The organism is Halobaculum sp. P14, from assembly GCF_051195155.1.
GTDB lineage: Archaea > Halobacteriota > Halobacteria > Halobacteriales > Haloferacaceae > JBNTKA01.
Map to the genome: position 1 here is coordinate 708,566 of NZ_JBNTKB010000001.1, position 22,786 is coordinate 731,351.

Consider the following 22,786-nt stretch of genomic DNA (forward strand, 5'->3'; position numbering starts at 1 on the left):
GAGGAGATTCCGCTATGGAGATGCCACGTCGCATGAACACGTACTGTCCGCACTGTAACGAGCACCACGAACACGAGGTCGAGAAGGTCCGACGCGGCCGGGAGACCGGGATGAAGTGGACCGACCGCCAGCAGGCCCGCGGGACGTCCGTCATCGGGAACGCCGGCAAGTTCTCGAAGGTGCCGGGTGGCGACAAGCCGACGAAGAAGACCCACCTCAAGTACCGCTGCGGTGACTGCGGGAAGGCCCACATGCGCGAGGGATGGCGCGCCGGCCGCCTCACCTTCCAGGAGTAACCATGGCAGGAAGCTTCATTCGCGTCCAGTGTCCGGACTGCGAGAACGAGCAGGTCCTGTTCAGCAAGGCCGCCTCCGCGGTGAACTGCGCCGTCTGCGGCACGACGCTCGCCTCTCCGACCGGCGGCGAGGCCGAGCTCGCGGGCGACGTCGTCGAGACCGTCGAAGCGCGATAACCACGTTTTCCGCGGTTTCTGCGGGGACCGCGGCGACGGACCGTTTCTCTCCGCCAGTCGACGCTGACCGCTAGCCTCGGCTGTGGGTCGGTGGGCGACACGAAAAATCGGGGACTGACGGACGAAGCCGGGACCGCGTCGCGGGCGCGACGGCTCAGGCGGAGCCGACGGCGAGGTCGATTTCGCTGTCGACCCAGTCGGACACCGCGGTGTCGATCATGTTGTCGTAGTCGACGAACTCCGTGTGGTCGGCGACGAACTCGTCGAGTGCTCCGGTCGGGGAGGCGTCGAGGTCGGCGACCGACGGGACGGGGCTGGCGTCGACGAACGCTTCGAGCGACGAGAACTCGGTGTGGTCGGCGACGAACTCGTCGGTGAGGACCTCCGTCGCCCCCACGCCTTCCGCGCGCTCTTCGACGGCTTCGAGCGCGTCCTGCACGTCGTCGTACTCAGCAGGGTCGATTCCCATGTGAGTGGATAGCAGCCAGTCGCACGTAAACCCTGTCGGTTCACGTCGCCTCGCCCTCCCCAGCCGACTCCCTCGGCTCGCGTCGCTCGCCTCGGTCGCCCCTCGCGCGCTCGCGGCCGTGACACAGCACGGCCGCCGCGCGCCGCGGGTGAGCGACAGGGGCCGCGCGCCGCCGCCGAGTGACCGGTCGACGGGACGTGCAGTGGGTGGTCGGTCGCGGAAGCCGGTGACCGCGCCGCGGTCGGCGGGTGTGGCGGCGGCGGCGCGGCTCGGAAAGTAGGAAACCGTATTAGCCTCCGGTCGTTACGTCCGGACATGAAATTCACGGGCTGGCCCGAGAAGGGCGAACTCGTCGTCGGCGAAGTGGACGAGATCGCCGACTTCGGCGTCTTCGTCGACCTGGACGAGTACGAGGACAAACGCGGCCTCGTCCACGTCTCCGAGGTCGCCTCCGGCTGGATCAAGAACATCCGCGACCACGTCAACGTCGGCGAGCGCGTCGTCGCGAAGGTGCTCGACGTCGACGAGTCGAGCCAGCAGATCGACCTGTCCATCAAGGACGTCAACGACCACCAGCGCTCGGACAAGATCCAGGAGTGGAAGAACGAGCGGAAGGCCGACAAGTGGATGACCATCGCGTTCGGCGAGGACGTCGACGACGAGCGGTACACCGAGATCGCGCAGGCGCTGTACTCGGAGTTCGGCTCGATGTACGACGGCTTCGAGCAGGCCGCCATCCACGGCGCGGAGGCGCTCGAAGACGTCGGGCTGGACGACGACGACATCGAAGCGATCGTCGAGACGGCCCGCGAGAACGTCTCCGTGCCGTACGTCAACGTCACGGGCTACGTCGACATCGAGTGCCCGACAGCCGACGGCGTCGACGCGGTGAAGGAGGCGCTGAAGGCCGCCGAAGGCAACGGTGAGATCCCGGACGAGGTCCAGCTCGACGTCTCGTACGTCGGGTCGCCGGAGTACCGCATCCGGGTGCGCGCGCCCGACTACAAGACCGCCGAAACCCACCTCGAAGAGAGCGCCGAGCGCGCGCGCGTCTCCATCGAGTCCGCCGGCGGCTCCGGGTCGTTCCACCGCGAACAGCAGACCGAAGAGGAGTAACGCCGCCGGCGGCCGCGGCCCGACTGACCGATGAAATCCGACATCAAGACCTGTTCGGCGTGGGAGACGGCGCACGACCGCCCGGTGTACACGCTCGGCGACCGGTGCCCCGACTGCGGCGCCGACGCCGTGAACTCCGCGCCGGCGCCGTTCAACCCCGAGGACCCGTACGGCGACTACCGGCGCCGCGCTCGCCGCCGCAGCGACGATCCGGACAGCGCCGACGACTGACGGACTGACCGGCTCGCCGACTGTCGCGTGCGACGCCGTCAACCCGCCGAGCGCGGCTGCGAGCCGACGCGTCTTTATGACGTCCGCCCCGCTGACACAGGTATGGACGATATCGACATCGAGGTCGTCGCGGACCCGTCGCTCGACGAGCCGGTGCTCATCGAGGGGCTGCCGGGCGTCGGGCACGTCGGGAAGCTCGCGGCGGAGCATCTCGTAGAGGAGTTCGACGGCGAACTCGTCCGCCGGGTGTACGCCCGGGACTTCCCGCCGCAGGTCACCGTCGACGACGACGGCGTCGCCGAACTCACGCACGCCGAGTTCCACCACGTCGACGCCGACGGCACGGACCTGCTGGTGCTGACCGGCGACCACCAGGCGGCCAGCAACGACGGCCACTACACGCTGACGACGGCGTTCCTCGACGTCGCCGAGGAGTTCGGCTGCGAGCGGGCGTTCGCGCTCGGCGGCGTGCCGACCGGCGAACTCATCGAGGACGACGAGTACGGCGTGCTCGGCGCCCGCACCGACAGCGCCGACGGCGAGGCGCTCGCCGACGCCGGCGTCGAGTTCCGGGAGGACGAGCCGGCCGGCGGCATCGTCGGCGTCTCCGGGCTGATTCTCGGGCTGGGCGGCCGTCGCGGCCTCGACGCGGCCTGCCTGATGGGGGAAACCTCGGGCTACCTCGTCGACCCGAAGAGCGCGCAGGCGGTGCTCGAAGTGCTCGAAACCGTGCTCGGCTTCGACGTCGACTTCGCGGACCTGGAAGAGCGCGCCGACGAGATGGAGGACGTCGTCGGCAAGATTCAGGAGATGCAAGGCGGCGGCGAAGGGATGCCGAGCGAGGACGAACTGCGCTACATCGGCTGAAACCGCGTCCGCGACGCGCCTCGACGCCGGCCGCGGAGACACCCGCGTTCGCAAGGTCCTTTTAACCGCGGACCCTTGGTTCGCGTGATGGCTTCAGAGCTTTCTCCCGACGACGTCCCGTCAGCGAACGGCATGCCGATGCTCGGCCTCGGGACGTGGCAGAACGACGACCCCGAGGAGTGCCGCACCGCGGTGCAGACGGCGCTCGAAACGGGGTACCGCCACGTCGACACCGCACAGATTTACGGTAACGAGGCGGCGGTCGGCGACGGCATCGAACGCGCCGACGTCGACCGCGAGGACGTGTTCCTGGCGACGAAGGTGTGGACAGACAACCTCGCGCCCGAGGACGTCCGCGAGACGACCGAGGAGAGCCTCGACAGGCTCGGCGTCGACTCGGTCGACCTGCTGTACGTCCACTGGCCGGCCGGCGAGTACGACGCCGAAGCGACGCTCGGAGCGTTCAACGAACTGTACGACGACGGCCGCATCGACCGCATCGGCGTCTCGAACTTCCTGCCCGAGCAGGTCGAGACCGCCGTCGACGTCTCCGACGCGCCGATTTTCGCGAACCAGGTGGAGCTCCACCCGCTGCTCCAGCAGGAGGCGCTCCGCGAGGCGTGCGCCGACCTCGGCGTCGAGGTCGTCGGCTACTCGCCGCTGGCGCGCGGCGACGTCTTCGACGTGCCGGTGCTCTCGGAGGTCGCCGAGAAACACGGCGTCAGCGAGGCGCAGGTGAGTCTCGCGTGGCTCCGCGAGAAGGGCGTCACCGCCATCCCGAAGGCGACCAGCGAGTCACACATCCGTGACAACTGGGGGTCGCTCGGCGTCGACCTGGACGACGAGGACGTCGCCGCTATCGACGGAATCGAGACGGAAACCCGGAAGGTCGACCCGGACTTCGGTCCCTGGAACCAGTAGGTACTGCCGCTGACACGTCGGCGGTTCGAGCGAAACCTTCAATCGCCGCCCCCCTCTTTTCCCGGTCGATGGAACGACGCTCGTCGCCGGGGCTCGTCGACGCAGTCAGAATCGACATCGCGCGGCTCCACGCGACGTGGATGGAGCTGCTGTTCCCGCGGCAGCTCGACCCCGGCAGAGTCGTCGGGAAGTGGACGCCGGACACCGGCCCGCAGACGGCGGCGTACTACGCGTGGGCCGCCCTCGGCGTTCCGCTCGTCGCCGTGTTCTACCCGCTGCTGCTGTTCGGATTCGCGACCCGGTTTTACGCCGCCCGCGTCGACTCGGCGGTCGCCCGGCTCGGCGTCGTCGGCGTCGTGTTCGTGTCGGTTCTGACGTGGGGGCTGCTCACGGTCGCGGCGTGGCTCAGGGAGTTCCCGTTCCACGGACTCGTCGCCGTCGGCGCCGCGGGCGCCGTCGCCACCGTCGCCGCCGTCGCCGCCCTCGGATTCTCCCGCGTCGGCGGCCGCCTGACCAGCGTCGCGTTCGCGTATCCGGCCGCCGTCACGGCGTTCTTGCTGCCGCCCGTCATCGCCGCGCTGTACTCGCCGGCGCTCGGCGACGTCGTGTTCCCGAACAGCCAGTACGTCGCGGTGTGGCTGCTGGAGAACGTCCTCGACGTCGGCGGCATCGGCGCGCGGCTCCAGGCGCGGTTCGAACTCCGCGGCGTCGCGTACGCCGTGATGTGGTTCGCGCTCGCCGTCCCGGTCGGCTGGCTGCTCGGCGTGCTCGTCGCGCTCGCGAACGTCGTTCGGCCGACCGGCTCCGACGGCGGGAACGGTAGCTAGCGCCGGTCGCCGCTTCCGCCGCCGCTCGCACTCGCGCCGTCCCCGCCCTCCTCGTCGATGACGTCGTCGAGCGTGTCGTCCGAGACGCTGGCGGCGACGCGGACGCCGGCGAGCGCGAGCAGGATGCCGGCGACGATGAACAGCGCGAGCCGCTGGGTCGGCGAGAACGCGACGCCGAACAGCTCCAGCGGCGGCCGCTGCGCCTCCCGTTCGAGGAAGTAGCCGGCGAACCCCCGAATCACGAGGCCGACCGCGACGACGCCGAACGGCAGATTCAGGTACGGCGTCCGCACCCCTTCGTCGCGGATGAGTTCGTCGAGCAGGCGGCCGAACGACGCGGTGAGCGCCGCGAGCGCCAGCCACGGCACCGAGGCGTACGCGAACCGCATCGCCGCGACGAACGCCGCGCCGCCGACCGGTGACGCCTCGATGACGCCGAGGAAGGCGCCGACGACGGTGAGGCCGATGCCGACGACGTACGTCACGACGGACACCTGCCCGGAGTACAGCGCCTCCCGGAGCCGGTCGGGCGCCGCCTCGACGAACTCGTCGATGCCGAGCCCGTAGTACAGCAGCGCGGCGCCGAGCAGCGACGCCAGCCCCGCCATCGCGACGGCCGTCGAGAAGTAGTACAGCAGCACCGGGAGGATGAGCAGCCCGATGCCGACCGGCACCAGCACTGACTCGCGGAGCTCCTCGTCGGCCATGAACTGCTTCAGCAGGTAGTACGTCGACTCGATGTCGTGCGCCTGCCGGACGACGACGCGGTCGACGGAGTCGACGGTGAGCCGCGACTCCACCATCGGGACGGCGCGCTCGTCGGCCGCCGAGTCGATGACGACGACCGCGCCGTCGACGTCGACGTCCGCGAGCACGTCGTCGAGCTGGGCGGCGAGCGCCCGGTCTGCGCGCACCGCCGAGTCGCCGCCGCCGGAGATGACGGCGACGACGGCGTCCTCGCCGCCGTCCTGGAGCTCGCGGGTGACGCGGAGCGATTCGAGGAGGGAGTTGACGCCGGCGTCCTCGGGGTCGGCGAGGCCGAGGTCGGTCACGAGCGACCGGACCGCCTCCCAGCCGACGACCGGCGTCGTGACGCCGGCCTTCCGGCCGACGTCGTTCGAGCGGTCCACACAGAGGACCAGGGTCGTCACGGCTGCACCGTAGACCCCCCGGGCCAAAAACCCTCCACTTGGTCGGGACGCCGGTCAGAATCGGAAGTCGACGGTCTCCTCGGCGTCCGCGTCGCCCGGGAGGCCGCTCGCGACGCCGGCGCCGAGCGCGTACGCGACCGACTGCGCGCCGCCGCGGAGCCGCGCCGCCAGGCCGCGGCTCGGCGTGAACTCCTCGACGACCGCCTCGGCGCCGATTCGGTCCTCGATGCGGTCGAGTACGGCGTCGCGGTCGCCGAGCTCGTCGACGAGGCCGCGGTCGTGCGCCTCCGCGCCGAGGAACACCTTCGCTTCGGTGTCGCGGACGTCCTGTTCGTCCATGTCGCGGCCCTCGGCGACGTCCGCGACGAACTGGTCGTAGTAGTCGTCGACGATTCCCTGGAGGTAGCTGCGCTCGTCCGGCGTCATCTCCTTCAGCGGCATCCCGGCGTCCTTGTACTCGCCGGCGGTGAACTGCTCGTAGCTGACCCCGAGCCGGTCGGCGAGCTCGTTCACGTTCGGCCGCGAGCCGATGACGCCGATCGAGCCGACGACGCTCCCTTCGCGCGCCCACAGCTCGTCGCAGCCGACCGCGATGGAGTAGCCGCCGCTGGCGCAGGTGTCGGTCGCGTAGCCCACGGTCGGGCCGTCGAACCGCTCGGCCGCCAGCCGGATGTCCTCGCTCGGCACGATTTCGCCGCCCGGCGTGTTCAGCCGGACGAGCAGCGCCTCCGCGTTCGGGTCGTCGTCCGCCTGCTCGATCTGGTCGACGATGTCGTCGGCGCCGGGCGTCGTCGGCGACGACGGCAGCCCGCCGCCGCCGGAGCCGTCGCGGGTGATCGGCCCGTCGACGCCGACCTCCGCGACGTTGTAGTCGGCGTACTTCGAGGCGAGCGCGGAGCCGGCGAGCCGAACCACGAACAGCGCGAACGCGATGGTCAACAGGACGCCGAGCAGTTCGGCGGTGTCGCCCGGGAACCGGACGAACACCACGTAGCCGAGCACCACCGCGACCACGGCGGCGACGACCAGCCCGACGAACCGCACCGCCGAGTCGACAGTCGAATCAGCCATACCGGCTAGTGCGGCGCCGGCGACGTAAAACCGGGTGCGACGAAGGGGCTTCGTCGCTCCCGCCGACCGACGGCGCAGCCGCTCGCGGACGGTGGTCAGTAGAGAACAGAAATCGGAGAATCCGGCGCCGGGTTACAGAAGCCCCGTCTTCTGGAGCTTCATGAGGTCCTCGGTGTCGAGGGTTTCGCCTTCCTTGAACTTCTGATAGATTTCCTCGGCTTCTTCCCGCTCTTCTTCCATCTTCTGTTCGCGCTCCTCCTTCTGCTCTTCCTCCTCTTCCTTGTCGAGTTCGCGGAGCCGCTTCTGGACCGTCACGAAGTCCTCGTGGTGCTGGTCGGCGGCCTCCTGCGCCTCGACGAACAGCTCGTGCATCGCGTCGGCCTTGTCACGGATGTCGTCGGCCTCCCGGTAGGCCTCGATCATCTCGTTGTGGTGCTCTTGGGCCTCGTCGGCGAGCTCCGTCACCTTCTGGTGGTGCTGGGACGCCTCCGAGCGGACCTCCTCGGCCTCCTCGATGAGGTCTTCGAGCTCGTCGCTCTGCTCGACCTTGTCCTTTTTCTCTGCGAGCTGTTCGCGCTTGTTCTCGATCTTCTCGATGAGTTCGCGCTCCTCCTCGGTGGAGAGCACTTCGGTCTGCTGTTTGAACTCGAGGTCCTCGATCTCCTCTTTGAGCTCCTCGATGGAGGTGCCCGAGCCGAGCTCGAGATCCTGTTTCATCTCCTCGACCTGGTCGAACAGCTCGTTCGCTTCCGCGTTGAGCTCGTTCCGGCTCTCTTTGTGTTCTTGGACCTGCTCGTTGAGCTCGTCCCGCTTCTCGCGGTGTTCCTGCGCCTCGTCGACCTTCTCGCGCGTCTTCGCGTTCAGGTCGTCGCGCTTGGACGCGCGTTCGGACGCCATCTGGTTGAGCTCGTTACGGCGGTCACGGAGCTGCCCAGCGAGTTTGATGAGCTGCCCTTTCGAGCCGTTTTCGAGTTTATCGTCGTCGAGTTCGACGTTTCGCGATTCCTCAAGCTTGTCAAGACCGTACTCTTCGAGAACTTCCTCTTTCGTTACCATGGTTCGTTACCTCGACACCATACTGCTTCGGGGTAAGCGGACGCTACAGGGGTCCTGCGTGCGTCCGGAACTGTGGGAGAACACCGGTTCATTCAGCGATCGATGCCACCACGCCCGAAGGCGTTCTGGTACTCACATCTATACGGCACCCACACATAAACCCTCCGGTGGATTCGCCGGAAAACAAGTGGTACGGGGTCTCACACCACCGGGAACGTGTGATACGCCTTCACGCGGTTCGTCGCCGTCCGGGCCGAACCGGCGGCGCTTCACGGCGGGTCGCGGCCGCGCGGCCTACACGCGCCGGTAGTCGCCGAGCCGCGTCCCGTCGAGCAGGTAGGCGTCCGCCGCAGCCAGCCCGTCGGGGAGGAACGGCGACAGGAACGACTGGCCGTCGACGTTCACCCAGGTGCCGCCGGAGCGGTCGTTGAACGCCGGGAACACCACGAGTTCCGGCGGCCGCCACGCCGACCCGCCGAGGTCGACGTGCTCGGCGAACGGGTCGGGGGCGAGCGGGCCGCGCAGCCACGCCTGCTCGACGCGCGTGCCGCCGACGGCGTCCTCCAGCCGCACCGACGGGTGCTCGTGGCCCATGCAGACCACGTCGGCGGCGAGCACCTCCCGCGAGGGCCACGTGTGGCCGTGGACGACGCCGACGTCGCCGAGGCGGGCGCCGTCGCTGTCGGTGACGTCGATCCGGTCGCCGAACGCGTCGGCGACGCCGGGGTCGTGGTTGCCGAGCGCGAGCGTCACCGGGACGCCGACGGCGTCGAGTAGCGCCTCGATTTCGTCGTACTCCCGGTCGCGGGTGTCGCCGATGCGGTGGCCGAGGTCGCCGAGCACGACGAGGCGGTCCGCGTCGGCGTCGGCGAGCAGGCCGAGCAGCCGGTCGCGTCGCTCGTCGGCCGCGTCAGCGAGTTCGACGCCGCGTTCGTACCGCAGGCCGGCCTCGATGCCGGCGTGGTAGTCGGCGACCAGCAGCCCGGTTTCGTCGCCGAGGTCGGCGACGGCGGCCGGCGCGTCGGGAATCGGTTCGACGAGCGTGTCGCCGGCGCCCATTCAGATGGGCTTCAGCGTCGCCTCGTCGGGCTCGTAGCACTTCCCGCTCATCAGCGCGTCCTGGATGGCGTCGTCCGCGGCCTCCTCGCTGACGTCGAAGCGGTCGACGGCGGCGGCGACGACGTCCTCGCGGGCCGCGCCGTCGCCCTCGTCGAACTCGTCCATCAGTTCGACGACGGCCTCGTCGAGGTCGAGTTCCTCGGGCGGCTCCTCGTCGATGGCGGCCTCGCTGGTCGGCTCGGCCTCCGACGGGTCGAACTCCGGCTCGCCGACGTCGGGGTCCGCCGGCGGCGTGTCGTCGGCGGGCGCGTCGCCGACTCTGTCCTCCGCGGCCGGCTCGGTTTCGGCGGCCGACGGCTCCGGCTCGGTGGTGAGGTCCGTCTCCACGTCCTCGTCCATCCCGGCCGGCGTGTCCTCGGGCGCCGGCGTCTCGATGCCGGCCTCGCCCGGGTCCGGGACGTCGCTGCCCGTGGCGAACTCGACGCCGTGCTCCGCTTCGACCGCTTCGCGCTCCTCGTCGCTGAGCGCGTCCTCGAACTCCTCCTCGTCGACTCCGTCCTCGGCGGATTCGTCGGTGGTGTCGTTCTCGGTCATGGATTCGGGTTCCTCCGTCGTCGGGGATTCGTCCGCGCCGCCGGCGTCGAAGTCGCCGAGGCCGGCGTCGCCGGCGTCGAAGTCGCCGGGACCGTCCGAGTCGGCAGACCCGCCCGAGTCGGCGGCGGCGTCCGAATCGTCGTCGGCGGCGGCGACCGTCGACGCCGTTTCGGCGGCCTCGGTCGGCTCCGGTTCGGCGGCGGCGCTCGGGTCGGCCTCCGCGACGTCCGCGTCGCCGGTCGGCCCGGCGGCTTCCGCGGGCTCTGCGGCCTCGTCGGCGGCGGACTCGTCGGCCTCGTCGACCACCGACTCGGTCGAGCCGGCCGCCGACGTCGACGTCGCCGCCGACTCCGCGCCGTCGGCTGTTTCCGCAGACTCCGTCGCGTCCGCGGTCTCCGCGGATTCGGCGGTACCCGCGGTGCCGGGGGATTCCGCGGAGTCCATGGAGTCCGCCCCCGGTTCGGCGTCCGCGGACCCGGCGGCCTCCGCGGCCTGTCCGGTGGCTTCCGCGCCGACGGCCTCGACTGTTTCGGCCGCTGCGGCGAAGTCGTAGTCGACCGCCGGGAGCGCGCCGAGTTCGTCGGGGCCGGCGTCCGCCGGGTTCGTGGAGAGCCGGCCGACCTCGTCTCGGTCGCCGGCGACGACTTCGAGCGCCTCGACGGCGAGCCGCCGGACGGCTTCGAGGTAGTGCTCCGTGGTGCCGTAGTGGTCGAGCGCGCGCGGGATGCCGGCGGCGAGCGCCGTCGGGACGCCGGCCGCGGCGAGTCTGCGTTCGAGGGCGTCGCCCCGCTCGTCCATCTCCAGCGCGCGGCCGACGACGGCGAGCCGGTCGAGCGTCGCCTCCGCGGCGGAGACGGTCCACCGGTCGCGGGTGTCGGCGTCGACGTGGCTCAGGCTCTCCGGGCGGACCGACGTGTAGACGACGTCGGCGTCGTCGGGCTGGAACGTCCGCGCCTTCCCGGAGAGCGCGACGAACGCCGGCGGCTCCGCGCGGTCGAGGAACGCCACCTCGTCCGGCTGGTACTGACCGGCCTTCGTGACGAACGCGCCGGTCGGGTCGACGACGCGGCCGCGCAGCATCTGCTCGTTCACGGACTCGACTTCGGTGAGCACGCCGACCGCGAACAGCCGGTTGACGCGCAGCCCCGTCGGCGTGACGACGTAGTTCGGCGCGCGCTCCTCGTCGCTCTCGGAGTACTCCAGGGAGGCGTCGTCGAACTCGGCGGCGAACACGCGGTGGGCGACCTCGCGGTTGCCCGGCCCGTCGTCGCCGCCGCCGTCGCTGCCGCTCATCGCCGCACCTCCGCGAGCACGTCGGCGGCGCGCGTCGCCGGGTCTTCGTCGGTCGGGTCGAACTCGGCGGCGTCGAGGTTCGCGCCGTAGTCGTCTATCGACAGGTGGCCGCGGACGCGGAACTCCCGGCCGACGAGCGCCTCGCGGATGTCGTCGGCGACGACGTCGCGGCTCATCGCCTCGCGGGCCGCGTCGAGGGCGTCCTCGAGGGTGCCGCCGTAGACGTCCTCGGTGATGTCGCGGTCGAGGACGGCGGTGACGGTCGCGGTGCCGTCGTCGAGAATCGCCTTCACGCGCAGGTCGTCTTCGGGGTCGACGTCGCCGTGGCTGCGGCACTGGCCGTTCTGGACGAGCCGGCCGCACTCGGGGCAGCGCTCGATGAGCCCGGAGCCGTCCCGGACTTCGATGACGTTGCCGACGACGGCGACGTCGTACATGCCGCCGGAGTCGACCGCGTCGCCGATGGTGACCTCGGGGGCCTCGTCGGCGACGTCGACGTCGGCTGGCGACACGGCGGTGAACTCGGTGAGGTTCACCGTGGGGACGCCGCGGAACTCGCGGACGTACACGTCCTCGAACCGGAGGTCGGCGCCCTCCTCGACGGCCGGCGTCGGGTCCCAGTCGGTGAACGGGAGCCGGGCGGTGTCGTCGGCGAGGACGCCCGAGAGAATCGTGGTTTCGCCGTCGCGGCCGTCGATGACGCGCTCTTCGACCTCCACGATGCGGGCCTCCACGTTGCGGCCGCGGTCGCCGACTTCGAGGTCGATGAGGTCGCGGTCGCCGCCGACGTCGTACGGGACGTCGAGCGGCTCGGATTCGAGCGCGACCGTCGAGGACTCGCCCATGTTGAGCTCCGGTTCGCCGTCCCACTCGCGGACGCCGGCGTTGCCGACGGTGACGGTGTCGCCGGGTTCGAACCCGAAGTCCTGCCACGCCGTGTAGCTGATGACGCCGGTTTCGTCGGCGAGTTCGCCCTCGCGGATGGTGACGTCGTCGCCCTGATACCGGATGCTGCGCTGGCCGACTGTCAGCACGCGGCCGGTGACGGTGACGTTGCCCGCGTTCGTCGTGATGTCCGCGATGTTCTTCGACTTCGGCGTCGCGCCGCCGCCGCCCGAGCCGCCGCCGTACTTCCGGCGGACTGACTGTTTCGCTTCGTCGATGGGGACGCTGTACTCCAGTAGGTTCTCCAGGTCCCGCTTGACCTCCGTTTTGTCTTCGCCGAGAGCGGAGGCGAGCTCCTCGGCGTGCTTGTCGACATCCATCGGCGGTAATTCCGCGCGCTGACTGTTAAAGGCTCCGCGGCCGCCAGGCGGTCGGCGCCGACGCTTGTTTCGCGAGGAGACGGAGACAACAAAGTGCCGTGCCGTCGGGGGGTTTTCAGGCGTGAAAATCGAGCAGGTACGCTTAACTACCGAACCCCGAGTCGTACGGGCGTGACGATGAGCGGGAGTGGATTCGGGTCCGGTGGGGGGCCCGGCGACGAGGCGCAGCGAACCGAGACGGACGAACGGAGCGGCGAGTCGGACGCCCGGTCGACCACCGGGCGGAACGCCGCGCCGAACGCCGGGCCGGCGCGCGGAACCGCCGAGCTAGTCATGCTGTCGGCGGGCCCGGAGCGGCAGGCGGAGCTGAAGCGGCAGGCGATGACGGGGTTCGTCCGCGACGCCGCCGTCGTCGAGTTCACGTACCGGACCGACCCGGCGACGGTCCACCGGCGCTGGTGTGCGGCCGTCGGGTCGGCGCCGCCGTGTCACCTCGTCGTCGACGCCACCGGGAACCCGGGGACGCCGGGGCCGCAGGTGGCGGCCGACGGCGGGACGTTCGCCGCCGCGAGCGCGCACCCGCGAGACCTCACGGGGCTGTGCATGAAGTGGCAGGACGCCCTGAACGAGACGGCCGGCGACGCCCCGCTGTTCGTCGCGTTCGACTCCGTGACGGCGCTGCTCCAGTACGTCGACACGCGCGAGGCGTTCCGGTTCCTCCGGACGCTCATCGGCGACATCCACCGGGCGAACGCCCGCGCGCAGTTCTACTTCGACCCGGACGCCCACGACGACCGCGCCGTCAGCGTCATCCGGTCGGCGTTCGACCGGGTTCGCTACGTCGACTGACGCCGCCGAGGCCGACCCGGCCACTCCCCGTTTCTTCTCGACACCGCGACGCAGCGGCTCGGCGGCTCAGGCCGTCGCCGTCGGCAGCGTGACCTCGTCGCCGTCGGCGTACACCGTCGGGTCGCGGACGATACCGTCGAGGTGGAGCGGCGCGTCGACGTCGCCGCCGATGCCGGCGTCGTCCCCGATTGCGATGTGGACGGTGCCGGCGGCCTTCTCGTCGAGCAGCACGGAGCCGACGAGGTCGGTGACGCCGACGTTCGTGCCGATGCCGAGTTCGGCGAGGTTGTAGGCGTCGCGTCCGACCTCGTCGGCGCCGGCCTCGACCTGTTCGCGGACGGCTTCGTCCGAAATATCGGTGACGTAGCCGTCCTCGACCTCGAACCGGAGCCGCTGGTCGTCGCCGAGCAGGCCGTGCGGCATCATGGTGCCGTCGACGACGTACGTCCCGTTCGCGTCGGTCGGGGAGACGAACACCTCGCCGGCCGGCAGGTTCGAGAACGCGCCCGGCTCGCGGACGTCGCCGGTGTCCGCGAGCCACTCGCGGTCGCCGGGCGCGAACGTGACGTCCGTGCCGGCGTCGGTGGTGACGCGGATCTCGTCGGCGTCGGCGACCTGGTCGAGGACGTCGTCGCAGTGGGCGGCGATGGCGTCGTAGTCGGCGTCCAGCCCGGTCGTGAACACGTCGCGGGTGATGCCGGGGAGCGTCGCGCCGCGGGCGCCCGCGTCGCAGGCGGCGCCGCGGGCGCGCGTGTGGCTCAAGCTTTTCGTCGTCGGTGCGAGGAAGGCATCGGCCGACCGCATCGCGGCGGCGACAGGCTCGGGCGGTTCGGCGCCGTGCTGGTCGCCCGGCGGGTACCGGACGATGGCGGCGTCGTCGGTGACGTCGCTGGCGACGTCGTACAGCGCCTCGCCGATGGCTTCGCGTTCGTCGTCCGTGACGACGACGAGCGACTCGTCCGTGCCGAGGCCGAGACACTGGTGGACCGCGGTGTCGGCCGCGCGGCGGAGTTCCTCGTCCATGCGGGCCGCTTCGGCGTCGCGGCCGTTAGGTGTTCCCAAAGCCGACCGGCGCGACTGCCCGGCGAATCTTGCGCGACCGCATCCGCCGAATTCCGCCTTCTTACTCGCTCTGTAGTTGCTTTCTTTCCCCGGGCTCCGAAACGATTATCCGCGGTCGGCGGCGAGTCGCCACTAATGATTCAGGTCGGCGTCAACGGCTACGGCACCATCGGGAAGCGCGTCGCCGATGCGGTCGCCGCCCAGCCGGACATGAAACTGACGGGCGTCGCGAAGACCCGTCCGAACTACGAGGCCGAAACCGCGGTTCGGAAGGGCTACCCGCTGTACGCCGCGATTCCGGAACGCACCCAGCAGTTCCGCGACGCCGGCATCGACCTCGCCGGCGAAGTCGACGACCTCGTGATGGCCGCCGACGTCGTCGTCGACGCGACGCCGTCCGGCATCGGCGCCGACAACGCGGCGCTGTACGAGCGGTACGACACGCCCGCCATCTTCCAGGGCGGCGAGGACGCCGACGTCGCCGACGTCAGTTTCAACGCCCGCGCGAACTACGAGGACGCCACCGCCGCCGACGTCGACACGGCGCGCGTCGTCTCGTGTAACACGACCGGGCTGTCGCGGCTGCTCACGCCGCTCAACGAGGCGTACGGCGTCGAGAAGGCCCGGGTGACGCTGGTGCGCCGCGGCGGCGACCCGGGGCAGACGTCACGCGGCCCAATCAACGACATCCTCCCCGACCCCGTCACGATCCCGTCACACCACGGCCCGGACGTGAACACGGTGCTGCCGTCGCTCGACGTGGACACCCTCGGCGTGAAGGTGCCGGCGACGCTGATGCACCTCCACTCAGTGAACGTGACGCTGTCGTCGGCGCCCGACCGCGACGAGGTCCGCGACCTGCTCGACGACGAATCGCGGCTGTTCTTGGTGCCCGAGGAGGCCGGAATCGACGGCACCGGGAAACTGAAGGAGTTTGCGATGGACGCCGGCCGGCCCCGCGGCGACCTCTGGGAGAACTGCGTCTGGGAGGACTCCATCTCGACGCAGGGCGCCGACCTCTACCTGTTCCAGTCTGTCCACCAGGAGGCGGACGTCATCCCGGAGAACGTCGACGCGGTTCGCGCGCTCCTCGACCGGGAGGACCGAGAGCAGAGCACGGCGACGACGGACGAGACGCTCGGCGTCGGCCTCGAATCCCTGTTCGCCGGCCAGCGCAAGCGCGTCGTCCCGAAGGGAGCCAACGGCGACGACTGACCGACGGCTCACCGAGCGGCGTCCGGCGGTCACGGCCCCGCTTTTCCGGCTCCTCGGTCAGCCGAGCGACTCGAACGTCACGTCGCCGGTTTCGGTGTCGACGATGACGGCCGCCGGGTCGTCCGGCGCGTCCGGAATCGGGACGCCGCCGGGGTTGACGTGGACCGTTCCGTCGCGCTCCTCGTGGACGCGCTCGTGGGTGTGGCCGCGCAGCACGAAGTCGTACCGCCCCGAGTCGACGAGCGCGTCCACGATGGGTTCGCTGGTGCCGTGGTACACCGCGAACTCGACGCCGTCGAACGTCAGTTCGCCCATCTCGCCGAGGTACGTCCCGAACGAGTCGACGGCATCCGCGAGCGCCCACTCGCCGTCGTTGTTGCCGCGGACGGCGTAGAAGTCGAAGGAGGCGTCGAACGGCGTCGCGGAGAACGGCGCGACGACGTCGCCGCAGTGGACGACCACGTCGACCGTCCCGTCGAACATGTCGACCGCTGCGTCGACGTACTGTGCGTTGTCGTGGGTGTCCGAAACGACTCCGACGAACATGGTCGCCGTTCGGCCGCCCGGCCCGAGAAGGTGACGACCCGAGCGTTTTTGCGTCGTCCGCGAACACGGGACGCCATGGTTCCCCACCGCTACCCGCTGTCCGTCGCCGTCGGCGTCACGGTCGCCGCCTACGGCGTCAGTTACGCCATCGCCGCCGCTCCGTACGGCTACGTCGCAATTCCGGGCGCAGTGCTCCCGGGCGGTTGGCTCGCGGCGCACGGCCTGCTGAACGGCGTCGCTGCCGCGGTCGACGCGGACGGCGAGACGGACGCAGACGAGCCACCCGACGACGCCGGCGGTAGCGGCGGCGATGACGACCGCGACGGCGGAGACGAGGCCGAGGGGTCGGCGGACGAAGGAGACGACGAGCCGGCGTTCAGGCGGTCAGACGTCGAAGTCGCCGGCCGCGTTCCGTTCCAGTAGCTCGACGGCGGGGAGCGGCTCGCCGGTGAGCGCGCGGATGTAGGCGCCGCCGGCGATGGAGACGTGCGAGTAGTCGTCCTCGTCGAGCCCGTACAGTTCGATGGCGCGGGAGGTGTCGCCGCCGCCGACGACGGAGAAGCAGTCCGTCTCGGCGATGGCCGAGAGCACACCGACGGTGCCGACGCTGAACCGCTCATCCTCGAAGACGCCGAGCGCGCCCTTCACGAACACGGCGTCCGACCCGTGAATCACCGGTTCGTAGTCGGCGACGGTGTCGGAGCCGACGTCAAGGAACGCCTGCTGCTTCTCGTCGACGTCGTCGACGGCGACTTCGGCCCGGTCGCCGTCGTCGTCCTCGTAGGCGAGGTCGGAGGCGAGCCGGATCTGGTCGCGGCGCTCGTCCAGGACGGCGCGGATGGTGTCCTCGTTGCGCTCCCACTGGTCGTCGAACAGGTCGGTGTCGACGTCGTGGCCGACCGGGTAGCCGGCGGCTCTGAGGAACAGTTCGCCGGCGACGCCGCCGAGTAGGAACTGGTCGACCGTCTCGTCGAGCGCCTCCATCACGCCGATGACGTCGGTCGCCTTGGTGCCGCCGACGACCATCGTGACGTCGCCGTCGAACTCGCGGGAGGCGATGGCGGTGTTCGCCTCGTACTCGGCCTCCATGACGCGGCCGGCGTAGCTCGGCAGCCGGAGCGGGAAGCCGACGATGGAGGCGTGTTCGCGGTGTGCCGCGGAGTACGCGTCGTTGACGTAGGCGTCGAACTCGGGGGCGAGCGTCTCCACGAACGCGGACTCGGCGTGCGCCTCGGGCGGTTTCTCCGGGAGTTCGTCGTCGGTCATCCGGGTGTTTTCGAGCAGCAGCACGTCGCCGGCGTCGAACGACCGGATGGCGGCGAGCGCGTCGTCGCCGTACGTGTCGGCGACGAAGTCGACGTCGACGCCGGCGTGGTCGGCGAGGATGTCGGCGTGCTGCTCCAGCGAGACGAACGTGTCGCGGCCGGGGCGGCCCTGGTGCGCCATGAGCGCGACGCGGTGGCCGGCGGCGGCGAGTTCTGCGACGGTCTCGGCGTGCCGGGAGAACCGGCGGTTGTCCTGCACGGCGCCGTCCTCGACCGGGGAGTTGAGGTCGAGGCGGACCAGGACGCGCTGCTCTGCGGGAAGGTCGTCGAGCGTCCGGAAGGAACTCATCGACGGAACCGTCGGCGGAGACGGACTTGAAAGGGCGGGAAATCCGCTCTGTGGCGAGGCAGCGGGACGGCCCGGACGGCCGCGGCTCGGGCGGGTGGCTGACAGGCGGCCCCGCTCTCGGCACCGAGATGCGCCGTCGGGCCGCACACCCGCTGCCCGGCGCACCGTCGCAGTCACTGCACGGGGGTGCTGGCCGCGGCTTCACTGAAGAACCCTCGGGGACCGGAGGGCCGCTTCCTGAACCGTGTGGCCGTCGTCAGTCGTCGCCTGCTTCCGTGGAGGTGCGGGAGGCGCGCTTCGTGGCGCGGTCGATGAACTCCTGCGGGAGTTCGTCGATTTCGCCGGCCTGCACGCCCCAGAGGTGCGCGTACAGCCCGTCCGCTTCGAGGAGTTCCTCGTGGCCGCCGCGCTCGACGATTTCGCCGTCCTCGAGGACGACGATCTGGTCGGCGTCCTTGATGGTCGAGAGCCGGTGGGCGATGGCGAACGTGGTCCGGTTCTCGGTGAGGTCGTCGAGGCTGCGCTGAATCAGCATCTCGGTCTCCGTGTCGACGTCTGAGGTGGCCTCGTCGAGAATCAGGATCTCCGGGTCTTTGAGGACGGCGCGGGCGATGGAGAGCCGCTGGCGCTGCCCGCCGGAGAGTTTCACGCCGCGCTCGCCGATTTCGGTGTCGTAGCCGTCCGGGAGGTTCGTGATGAACTCGTGCGCCTCTGCGGCCTTCGCCGCTTCGACGATGGCGTCGTCGTCCGCGTCGAACGTCCCGTAGGCGATGTTGTCGCGGACCGTCCCGTAGAACATGAAGGTGTCCTGTGAGACGTAGCCGACCTTCCGGCGCAGGCTCGGGATGGTGACGTCGCGGAGGTCCTGGCCGTCGATGGTGATGGAGCCGTCGTCGACGTCGTACATGCGGAGCAGCAGTTTCAGGACCGTCGACTTGCCGGCGCCCGTCGGGCCGACGAGCGCGAGCGTCTCGCCGCCGTCGACGGTGAAGCTGACGTCCTCGACGATGGTCTCGTCGGCGTCGTAGCCGAAGGTGACGTCGTCGTAGACGACGCGGCCGTCCTCGACGACGAGGTCGGAGGCGTCCGGGTCCTCGGCGATGCGCGACGGTTCGTCCATCAGCCCGAAGATGCGGGCGGAGGAGGCGCGCGCTCGCTGGTACATATTGATTATCTGTCCGAACTGCGCCATCGGCCAGATGAACCGCTGGGTGAGCGTGATGAACACGACGAAGCCGCCGACGGAGAGGTCGCCGGTGAGCGGCCCCGGCGCCGCGCCGCGGAGCACCCAGAGCCCGCCGACGAAGAACGTCAGGACGAAGCCGATGCCGGCGATGACGCGGAGGCCGGGGAAGAACTTGATTCGGGTGCCGATGGCGTCCCAGTTCGCGTCGAAGTAGTCCATCGACACGTCGTCGACGCGGTCGGACTCGTAGTCCTCGGTGTTGAACGTCTTGATGACGGAGATGCCGCCGAGGTTGTTCTCCAGCCGGGAGTTCAGTTGGCCGACGGACGACCGGACGTCGGCGTACTTCGGCTGGATGGTCTCGATGAACTTCCAGGTGAAGAACATTATGAGCGGCACCGGCACCAGCGCGACGAGCGCCAACTGCCAGTTCTTCGAAAACAGGATGACCGCGATGGCGACGACCATCACCGACAGCCGGAAGAAGGAGTTCATCCCGTCGTTCAAGAAGCGTTCGAGCCGGTTGACGTCGTTCGACAGGATGGACATCATCTCGCCGGTCTGCTTGTCGGCGAAGAAGTCCATGTTCAGCCGCTGCATCTTGTTGTAGGTGTCGACGCGGACGTCGTGCTGGATGTTCTGCGCGAACGAGTTCCACCCCCAGTTCCGACTCCAGTGGAACGCGGCGCCGCCGAAGAAGCCGACGCAGATGAGGCCGATAGACAGGTAGAACTGGCCCTCCCGGGTCGCCGGGACGACGCCGGCGAGCGTCGCAGGACCGACGACCGGGAGATAGCTGGCGGCGGCCTGCGCGTACGAAACCGTCCCGTCAGGGTTGAACAGTGCGTCGATGGCGACACCGAGCACGAGTGGAGGGGCGAGGTCGAGGACGCGGGCGAAGACGCTGGCGACGAACCCGACGACGAACTGGAAGGCGTTCTCGCGGCCGTACTCCGAGAACAGCCGCCGCATCGGGTTGTCCGTCTTCTCCCGGACGTCCTCGAACGGGTCGTCCTCGTCAGCGGGATGACTCATGGATACGACGAAACACCTCGGCGTCCCCTAAAGCGTTCGCTTCGAACCGAAACACGCTGCTTCTGCGGAGCGAGACGGCCTGCGAAGCAGCATCTGTTGCCGGGACCCGCCCGGAGTCGCCCAGGCGGCAGTCACCGCCACCGGGAACGTAGCCGAGCGGTGGCCGTCAGTACTCGCCGGCGACGACGATGCGGTCGCCGACGTCGACGCCGGTGCGGTTCGTCCAGCCGTACCTGACCTCGAGGACGTACTTGCCGCGGCCGGGGTACGGGGCCAGTTCGCCGTCCGAGGTTCCCGGCGGCGGGAGTTCGGCGTGGTGAATCGTCGTGACGGTGCCGTTCGCGTCGACGAAGACGATGTCGAGCGGGAACGCCATGTCCCGCATCACGTAGGTGTGTCTGGCTTCGCGGTCGTGGACGAACAGCATCCCTTCGTTCCGCGCGAGCGACTCCGTGTCCGACAGCCCGGTGTACCGTTTCGCGTACGTGTCCGCGACGCGCACGTGGACCGTCGCGAGCTCCGTCCCGTTGTCGTCGTACGCGACGACCGTCGTCCGCTCGTAGTCGCCGCCGGCGAGCAGCCCCGGCGCCACCGTCGGGACGACCAGCGCGGCCGCGACCGCGACGAGCACGACCGCGGACGCGGCACGGAGACGGTTCACGGCGGAGGAACGGTCTCGCACACCGAAAGCGTGTCGGGACGAAAGACAAGCGTTATTCGCGAGCACCCGGTCGAGTCATCTGCGGGCTCGTGGTCTAGTGGTTATGACGCTTCCCTTACAAGGAAGAGATCGGTGGTTCAACTCCGCCCGAGCCCATGATTCTGTGCGAGCGACAGCGGGCGCTGAATCGTGCGGGTGAGACGGAGTTGAAGCAGGGAATGGAGCGACCGCAGCGAGCGGAACGACCGTGGTTCAACTCCGCCCGAGCCCACTTCCGATTCTTCGCACCGACGGGTGACGGTGAACGAGCCATGTCCTACGGGCGGAGTGGCGGCCGTCAGTGAACGAGTGTCCGAACCGCTGGCGCTCGACTTCCGTCGTCCCTCAAGCCGGGTTCGGGTGAGCAATCCGCAGTTGGTCGTGGGAGAGTTCCGTTCACGCGGAACGTCACGTCGCGGTCTCGTTCGCGCTGATTCTGTAGACGTAGTACTCGCCGCTTGAGAACTCCTGTTGGAAGTCGTACGTCGAGTTCTTCGTCAGCAGCCACGTCGCGCCGTACTCGTCTGCGACCGCCCGAATCTCTGACTCGGACATCGTGTTGAACCCCTGGTCGCACTGCTGTGCCAGCGATGACTCTCCGGCCGCCAGCTCTCTGATGTTCCCATCACAGACCGCGTTCATCCGCCGTTCCCACTCCAGCATCGCGTCGGTCCGGAACGGGAACGATTTGACGTTCACGACCCGCGCGCGAGAGGTCGCCAGCCGAAACCCGTCTTGGGACGGCGGCGCGAGGAAGACGACTCCGCGCGGTGTCTCGGACTCGATCCACCTGTACGCTCGGCCGAGTCCGTCGTCGTACGACGGCGTCATGACGTAGATTTCGGTGGCGATCTCCGAGACGGATGTGTCCTCGCTGAACCCGAGGTTCGAGTCGAATGAGGCAGTCCCGGTCTGAATCATGAGTACCGGCGTGCTCCACGCCACGGTAGCGACGAGGACGACGACGATGGCGGACGTCGTGGCGAACGTCGACGCGTCGTAGTCGGTTCGGTCCGCAGCCCGGTGGAGCCCGACGACGAGCAGCTTGGCGATGCCGGCGTACAGCACGACGTACAGGAAGTCCTCGGTCCGGTACGGCGTGAGCTTGATAACCGTGCCGACCGGGACGACCTCGGTGAACACGTATCCGCCGAAAAACAGGATTGCGCCGATAGACGCGACGTACGTTAACGCGAACGCGCTCTCATCGGGACCGGGGAATATCAGCTCCCTGAAGTAGTACATCGCAGCCGCGGTTCCGACCATGAACGCGATGGTCAGCGCGGTCAGTAGAACCGGCCACGTGCTCAGAACGTAGTGGTGCGGGTGTCGAATCCACGCCATCACATACGCCGCCTCGAACCCAGCCTCCGCAGAAAGGTTCGCGATGAGCAGCGGAATCACGACGGCGCTCGAGATGACGCCGTAGAGTAACGCGGCGCCCCAGGGAATCTTCGCGGCTGCGCCCTTGACGTCCCCTGCCTGCAGCTCGTCTCGGGCCTCCACCGCGACGGTGCACAGCCCGACGGTGAGCGCGATCCAGAAGCCGTTCGTGACGTGAAACAGCGTCGCGACCCCGAGCGAGGCGAACGCCCACCTGTATCGCTTTTTCACGGCGACCGCCATGCCGGCGACAACGAAGGCGTTCGCGAGCGTCGAGGTACGGAGGTAGCTTTGAATCAGGCTGTTGCCGCCGAGGTCTGGCGGATACGGAATCGAACCGGGGATGGCGACCGAATGGGCGAGCAGCAGCCCGACCGTGAGGACGGCGGCGAGTTCGTCGCCGACGAGTTCCCTCACGAAGACGAAGACGCCGACGAGAATCGCGACGACGGAGAGCACGTACAGCAGCAGCACGGCCTCGGGAAGCCCGATTACCTCGGCGACGGCGGCGACGAACTGGTTGTAGTAGAACTTCGGTGCGGTGAACCCGGTTCGGACGCCGACGACCCAGTCGTTCGCCAGATACGACGGGTCCATCGTGTGCTTGATGAGGGGGAGCTGGTTCGCCTGGTCGCCGAGGCCGTAGATGTACACCGGCGGCGTCGTGACGAGGTACGCCACCAGCGTGGCGGCCGCGAGTGTCAGTAGCCGACGAGGGCTGTAGGCCCCGGAAAGAAAGCGCTCGTCCGACCGTTCGTCGTCTCCCCCCGCCTCACTCATTGGCGTAGCCAGCGGCTTGGCACT

23 protein-coding genes and 1 tRNA gene are annotated in these 22,786 nt (G+C 69.4%); 11 read left to right on the plus strand and 13 right to left on the minus strand.

Annotated elements, in window-relative coordinates:
• Positions 1 to 14 precede the first annotated feature (14 nt).
• Positions 15 to 296, plus strand: coding sequence for a 50S ribosomal protein L44e (locus ACQUS7_RS03620; protein WP_435127606.1), 282 nt, complete (start codon positions 15 to 17; stop codon positions 294 to 296).
• A gap of 2 nt (positions 297 to 298) precedes the next feature.
• Positions 299 to 472: a 30S ribosomal protein S27e gene (locus ACQUS7_RS03625; RefSeq protein ID WP_435127605.1), complete on the plus strand. Its 174-nt coding sequence runs from the start codon at positions 299 to 301 to the stop codon at positions 470 to 472.
• A 154-nt stretch (positions 473 to 626) separates the two neighbouring features.
• Here ACQUS7_RS03625 and ACQUS7_RS03630 read toward each other — a convergent pair whose 3' ends face one another.
• Positions 627 to 941 (minus strand): hypothetical protein, encoded by a 315-nt coding sequence (locus ACQUS7_RS03630; protein WP_435144690.1) that lies wholly within the window; start codon positions 939 to 941, stop codon positions 627 to 629.
• Between the two features lie 315 nt (positions 942 to 1,256).
• Here ACQUS7_RS03630 and ACQUS7_RS03635 point away from each other — a divergent pair, with 315 nt between their 5' ends.
• The 5 genes from ACQUS7_RS03635 (at position 1,257) to ACQUS7_RS03655 (ending at position 4,903) form a co-directional block, all read left to right on the plus strand.
• Complete coding sequence (locus ACQUS7_RS03635) at positions 1,257 to 2,057, plus strand: translation initiation factor IF-2 subunit alpha (protein WP_435144692.1); 801 nt, start codon at positions 1,257 to 1,259, stop codon at positions 2,055 to 2,057.
• Positions 2,058 to 2,087: 30 nt separating this feature from the next.
• The gene (locus ACQUS7_RS03640) at positions 2,088 to 2,288 is read left to right on the plus strand and encodes an RNA-protein complex protein Nop10 (protein WP_435144694.1); all 201 of its coding nucleotides are present in this window, start codon (positions 2,088 to 2,090) and stop codon (positions 2,286 to 2,288) included.
• A gap of 102 nt (positions 2,289 to 2,390) precedes the next feature.
• Entirely contained in the window at positions 2,391 to 3,155 is a 765-nt protein-coding gene (locus tag ACQUS7_RS03645) for a proteasome assembly chaperone family protein (protein WP_435144697.1), read from the plus strand.
• A gap of 87 nt (positions 3,156 to 3,242) precedes the next feature.
• On the plus strand, positions 3,243 to 4,076 hold the full coding sequence (locus tag ACQUS7_RS03650; RefSeq protein WP_435144700.1) for an aldo/keto reductase: 834 nt from the start codon (positions 3,243 to 3,245) through the stop codon (positions 4,074 to 4,076).
• Positions 4,077 to 4,144: 68 nt separating this feature from the next.
• Complete coding sequence (locus ACQUS7_RS03655) at positions 4,145 to 4,903, plus strand: hypothetical protein (RefSeq protein ID WP_435144703.1); 759 nt, start codon at positions 4,145 to 4,147, stop codon at positions 4,901 to 4,903.
• On the opposite strand, the gene ACQUS7_RS03660 is transcribed toward ACQUS7_RS03655, so the two are convergent.
• The 6 genes from ACQUS7_RS03660 to ACQUS7_RS03685 all read right to left on the minus strand — a co-directional run bounded on the left by ACQUS7_RS03660 (position 4,900) and on the right by ACQUS7_RS03685 (position 12,392).
• Positions 4,900 to 6,054, minus strand: coding sequence for a DUF373 family protein (locus tag ACQUS7_RS03660; RefSeq protein WP_435127593.1), 1,155 nt, complete (start codon positions 6,052 to 6,054; stop codon positions 4,900 to 4,902). The genes ACQUS7_RS03655 and ACQUS7_RS03660 overlap by 4 nt on opposite strands.
• A gap of 54 nt (positions 6,055 to 6,108) precedes the next feature.
• On the minus strand, positions 6,109 to 7,125 hold the full coding sequence (gene sppA, locus ACQUS7_RS03665; RefSeq protein ID WP_435127591.1) for a signal peptide peptidase SppA: 1,017 nt from the start codon (positions 7,123 to 7,125) through the stop codon (positions 6,109 to 6,111).
• Positions 7,126 to 7,257: 132 nt separating this feature from the next.
• Positions 7,258 to 8,181: a coiled-coil protein gene (locus ACQUS7_RS03670; RefSeq protein ID WP_435127590.1), complete on the minus strand. Its 924-nt coding sequence runs from the start codon at positions 8,179 to 8,181 to the stop codon at positions 7,258 to 7,260.
• A gap of 294 nt (positions 8,182 to 8,475) precedes the next feature.
• Positions 8,476 to 9,240: a metallophosphoesterase gene (locus ACQUS7_RS03675; protein WP_435127588.1), complete on the minus strand. Its 765-nt coding sequence runs from the start codon at positions 9,238 to 9,240 to the stop codon at positions 8,476 to 8,478.
• On the minus strand, positions 9,241 to 11,127 hold the full coding sequence (locus ACQUS7_RS03680) for a hypothetical protein (RefSeq protein ID WP_435144706.1): 1,887 nt from the start codon (positions 11,125 to 11,127) through the stop codon (positions 9,241 to 9,243).
• Positions 11,124 to 12,392 (minus strand): Single-stranded DNA binding protein, encoded by a 1,269-nt coding sequence (locus ACQUS7_RS03685; protein WP_435144708.1) that lies wholly within the window; start codon positions 12,390 to 12,392, stop codon positions 11,124 to 11,126. Before ACQUS7_RS03685 ends, ACQUS7_RS03680 begins: the two co-directional genes overlap by 4 nt.
• A gap of 177 nt (positions 12,393 to 12,569) precedes the next feature.
• Here ACQUS7_RS03685 and ACQUS7_RS03690 point away from each other — a divergent pair, with 177 nt between their 5' ends.
• On the plus strand, positions 12,570 to 13,241 hold the full coding sequence (locus ACQUS7_RS03690; RefSeq protein ID WP_435144711.1) for a DUF7504 family protein: 672 nt from the start codon (positions 12,570 to 12,572) through the stop codon (positions 13,239 to 13,241).
• A gap of 66 nt (positions 13,242 to 13,307) precedes the next feature.
• Here the strand turns inward: ACQUS7_RS03690 and ACQUS7_RS03695 are convergent, their stop codons facing one another.
• Entirely contained in the window at positions 13,308 to 14,264 is a 957-nt protein-coding gene (locus tag ACQUS7_RS03695; protein WP_435144713.1) for an aminopeptidase, read from the minus strand.
• A 174-nt stretch (positions 14,265 to 14,438) separates the two neighbouring features.
• Here ACQUS7_RS03695 and ACQUS7_RS03700 point away from each other — a divergent pair, with 174 nt between their 5' ends.
• The gene (locus ACQUS7_RS03700; RefSeq protein WP_435144716.1) at positions 14,439 to 15,518 is read left to right on the plus strand and encodes a type II glyceraldehyde-3-phosphate dehydrogenase; all 1,080 of its coding nucleotides are present in this window, start codon (positions 14,439 to 14,441) and stop codon (positions 15,516 to 15,518) included.
• Between the two features lie 57 nt (positions 15,519 to 15,575).
• On the opposite strand, the gene ACQUS7_RS03705 is transcribed toward ACQUS7_RS03700, so the two are convergent.
• Positions 15,576 to 16,064 carry a metallophosphoesterase gene (locus tag ACQUS7_RS03705; protein WP_435144719.1) on the minus strand — a complete coding sequence of 163 codons (489 nt, stop codon included), beginning with the start codon at positions 16,062 to 16,064 and terminating at the stop codon, positions 15,576 to 15,578.
• 75 nt (positions 16,065 to 16,139) lie between these two features.
• Here ACQUS7_RS03705 and ACQUS7_RS03710 point away from each other — a divergent pair, with 75 nt between their 5' ends.
• Positions 16,140 to 16,487 (plus strand): hypothetical protein, encoded by a 348-nt coding sequence (locus tag ACQUS7_RS03710; RefSeq protein ID WP_435144722.1) that lies wholly within the window; start codon positions 16,140 to 16,142, stop codon positions 16,485 to 16,487.
• On the opposite strand, the gene ACQUS7_RS03715 is transcribed toward ACQUS7_RS03710, so the two are convergent.
• From ACQUS7_RS03715 to ACQUS7_RS03725, 3 genes are all read right to left on the minus strand, one after another.
• Positions 16,449 to 17,678, minus strand: a complete 1,230-nt coding sequence (locus ACQUS7_RS03715) for a phosphoglycerate kinase (protein ID WP_435144725.1) — start codon at positions 17,676 to 17,678, stop codon at positions 16,449 to 16,451. The two genes, ACQUS7_RS03710 and ACQUS7_RS03715, sit on opposite strands and share 39 nt — an antisense overlap.
• 256 nt (positions 17,679 to 17,934) lie before the next feature.
• Positions 17,935 to 19,899 (minus strand): ABC transporter ATP-binding protein, encoded by a 1,965-nt coding sequence (locus tag ACQUS7_RS03720; RefSeq protein ID WP_435144728.1) that lies wholly within the window; start codon positions 19,897 to 19,899, stop codon positions 17,935 to 17,937.
• Between the two features lie 166 nt (positions 19,900 to 20,065).
• A complete protein-coding gene (locus ACQUS7_RS03725) occupies positions 20,066 to 20,560 on the minus strand; it encodes a DUF192 domain-containing protein (RefSeq protein WP_435144731.1) in 495 nt (164 codons plus the stop codon).
• A gap of 83 nt (positions 20,561 to 20,643) precedes the next feature.
• Between ACQUS7_RS03725 and ACQUS7_RS03730 the strand changes: the two genes are divergently transcribed.
• A tRNA-Val gene (locus tag ACQUS7_RS03730) sits at positions 20,644 to 20,716 on the plus strand.
• A gap of 291 nt (positions 20,717 to 21,007) precedes the next feature.
• Here ACQUS7_RS03730 and ACQUS7_RS03735 read toward each other — a convergent pair.
• Entirely contained in the window at positions 21,008 to 22,762 is a 1,755-nt protein-coding gene (locus tag ACQUS7_RS03735; RefSeq protein ID WP_435144734.1) for a DUF6798 domain-containing protein, read from the minus strand.
• Between the last annotated feature and the right edge of the window lie 24 nt (positions 22,763 to 22,786).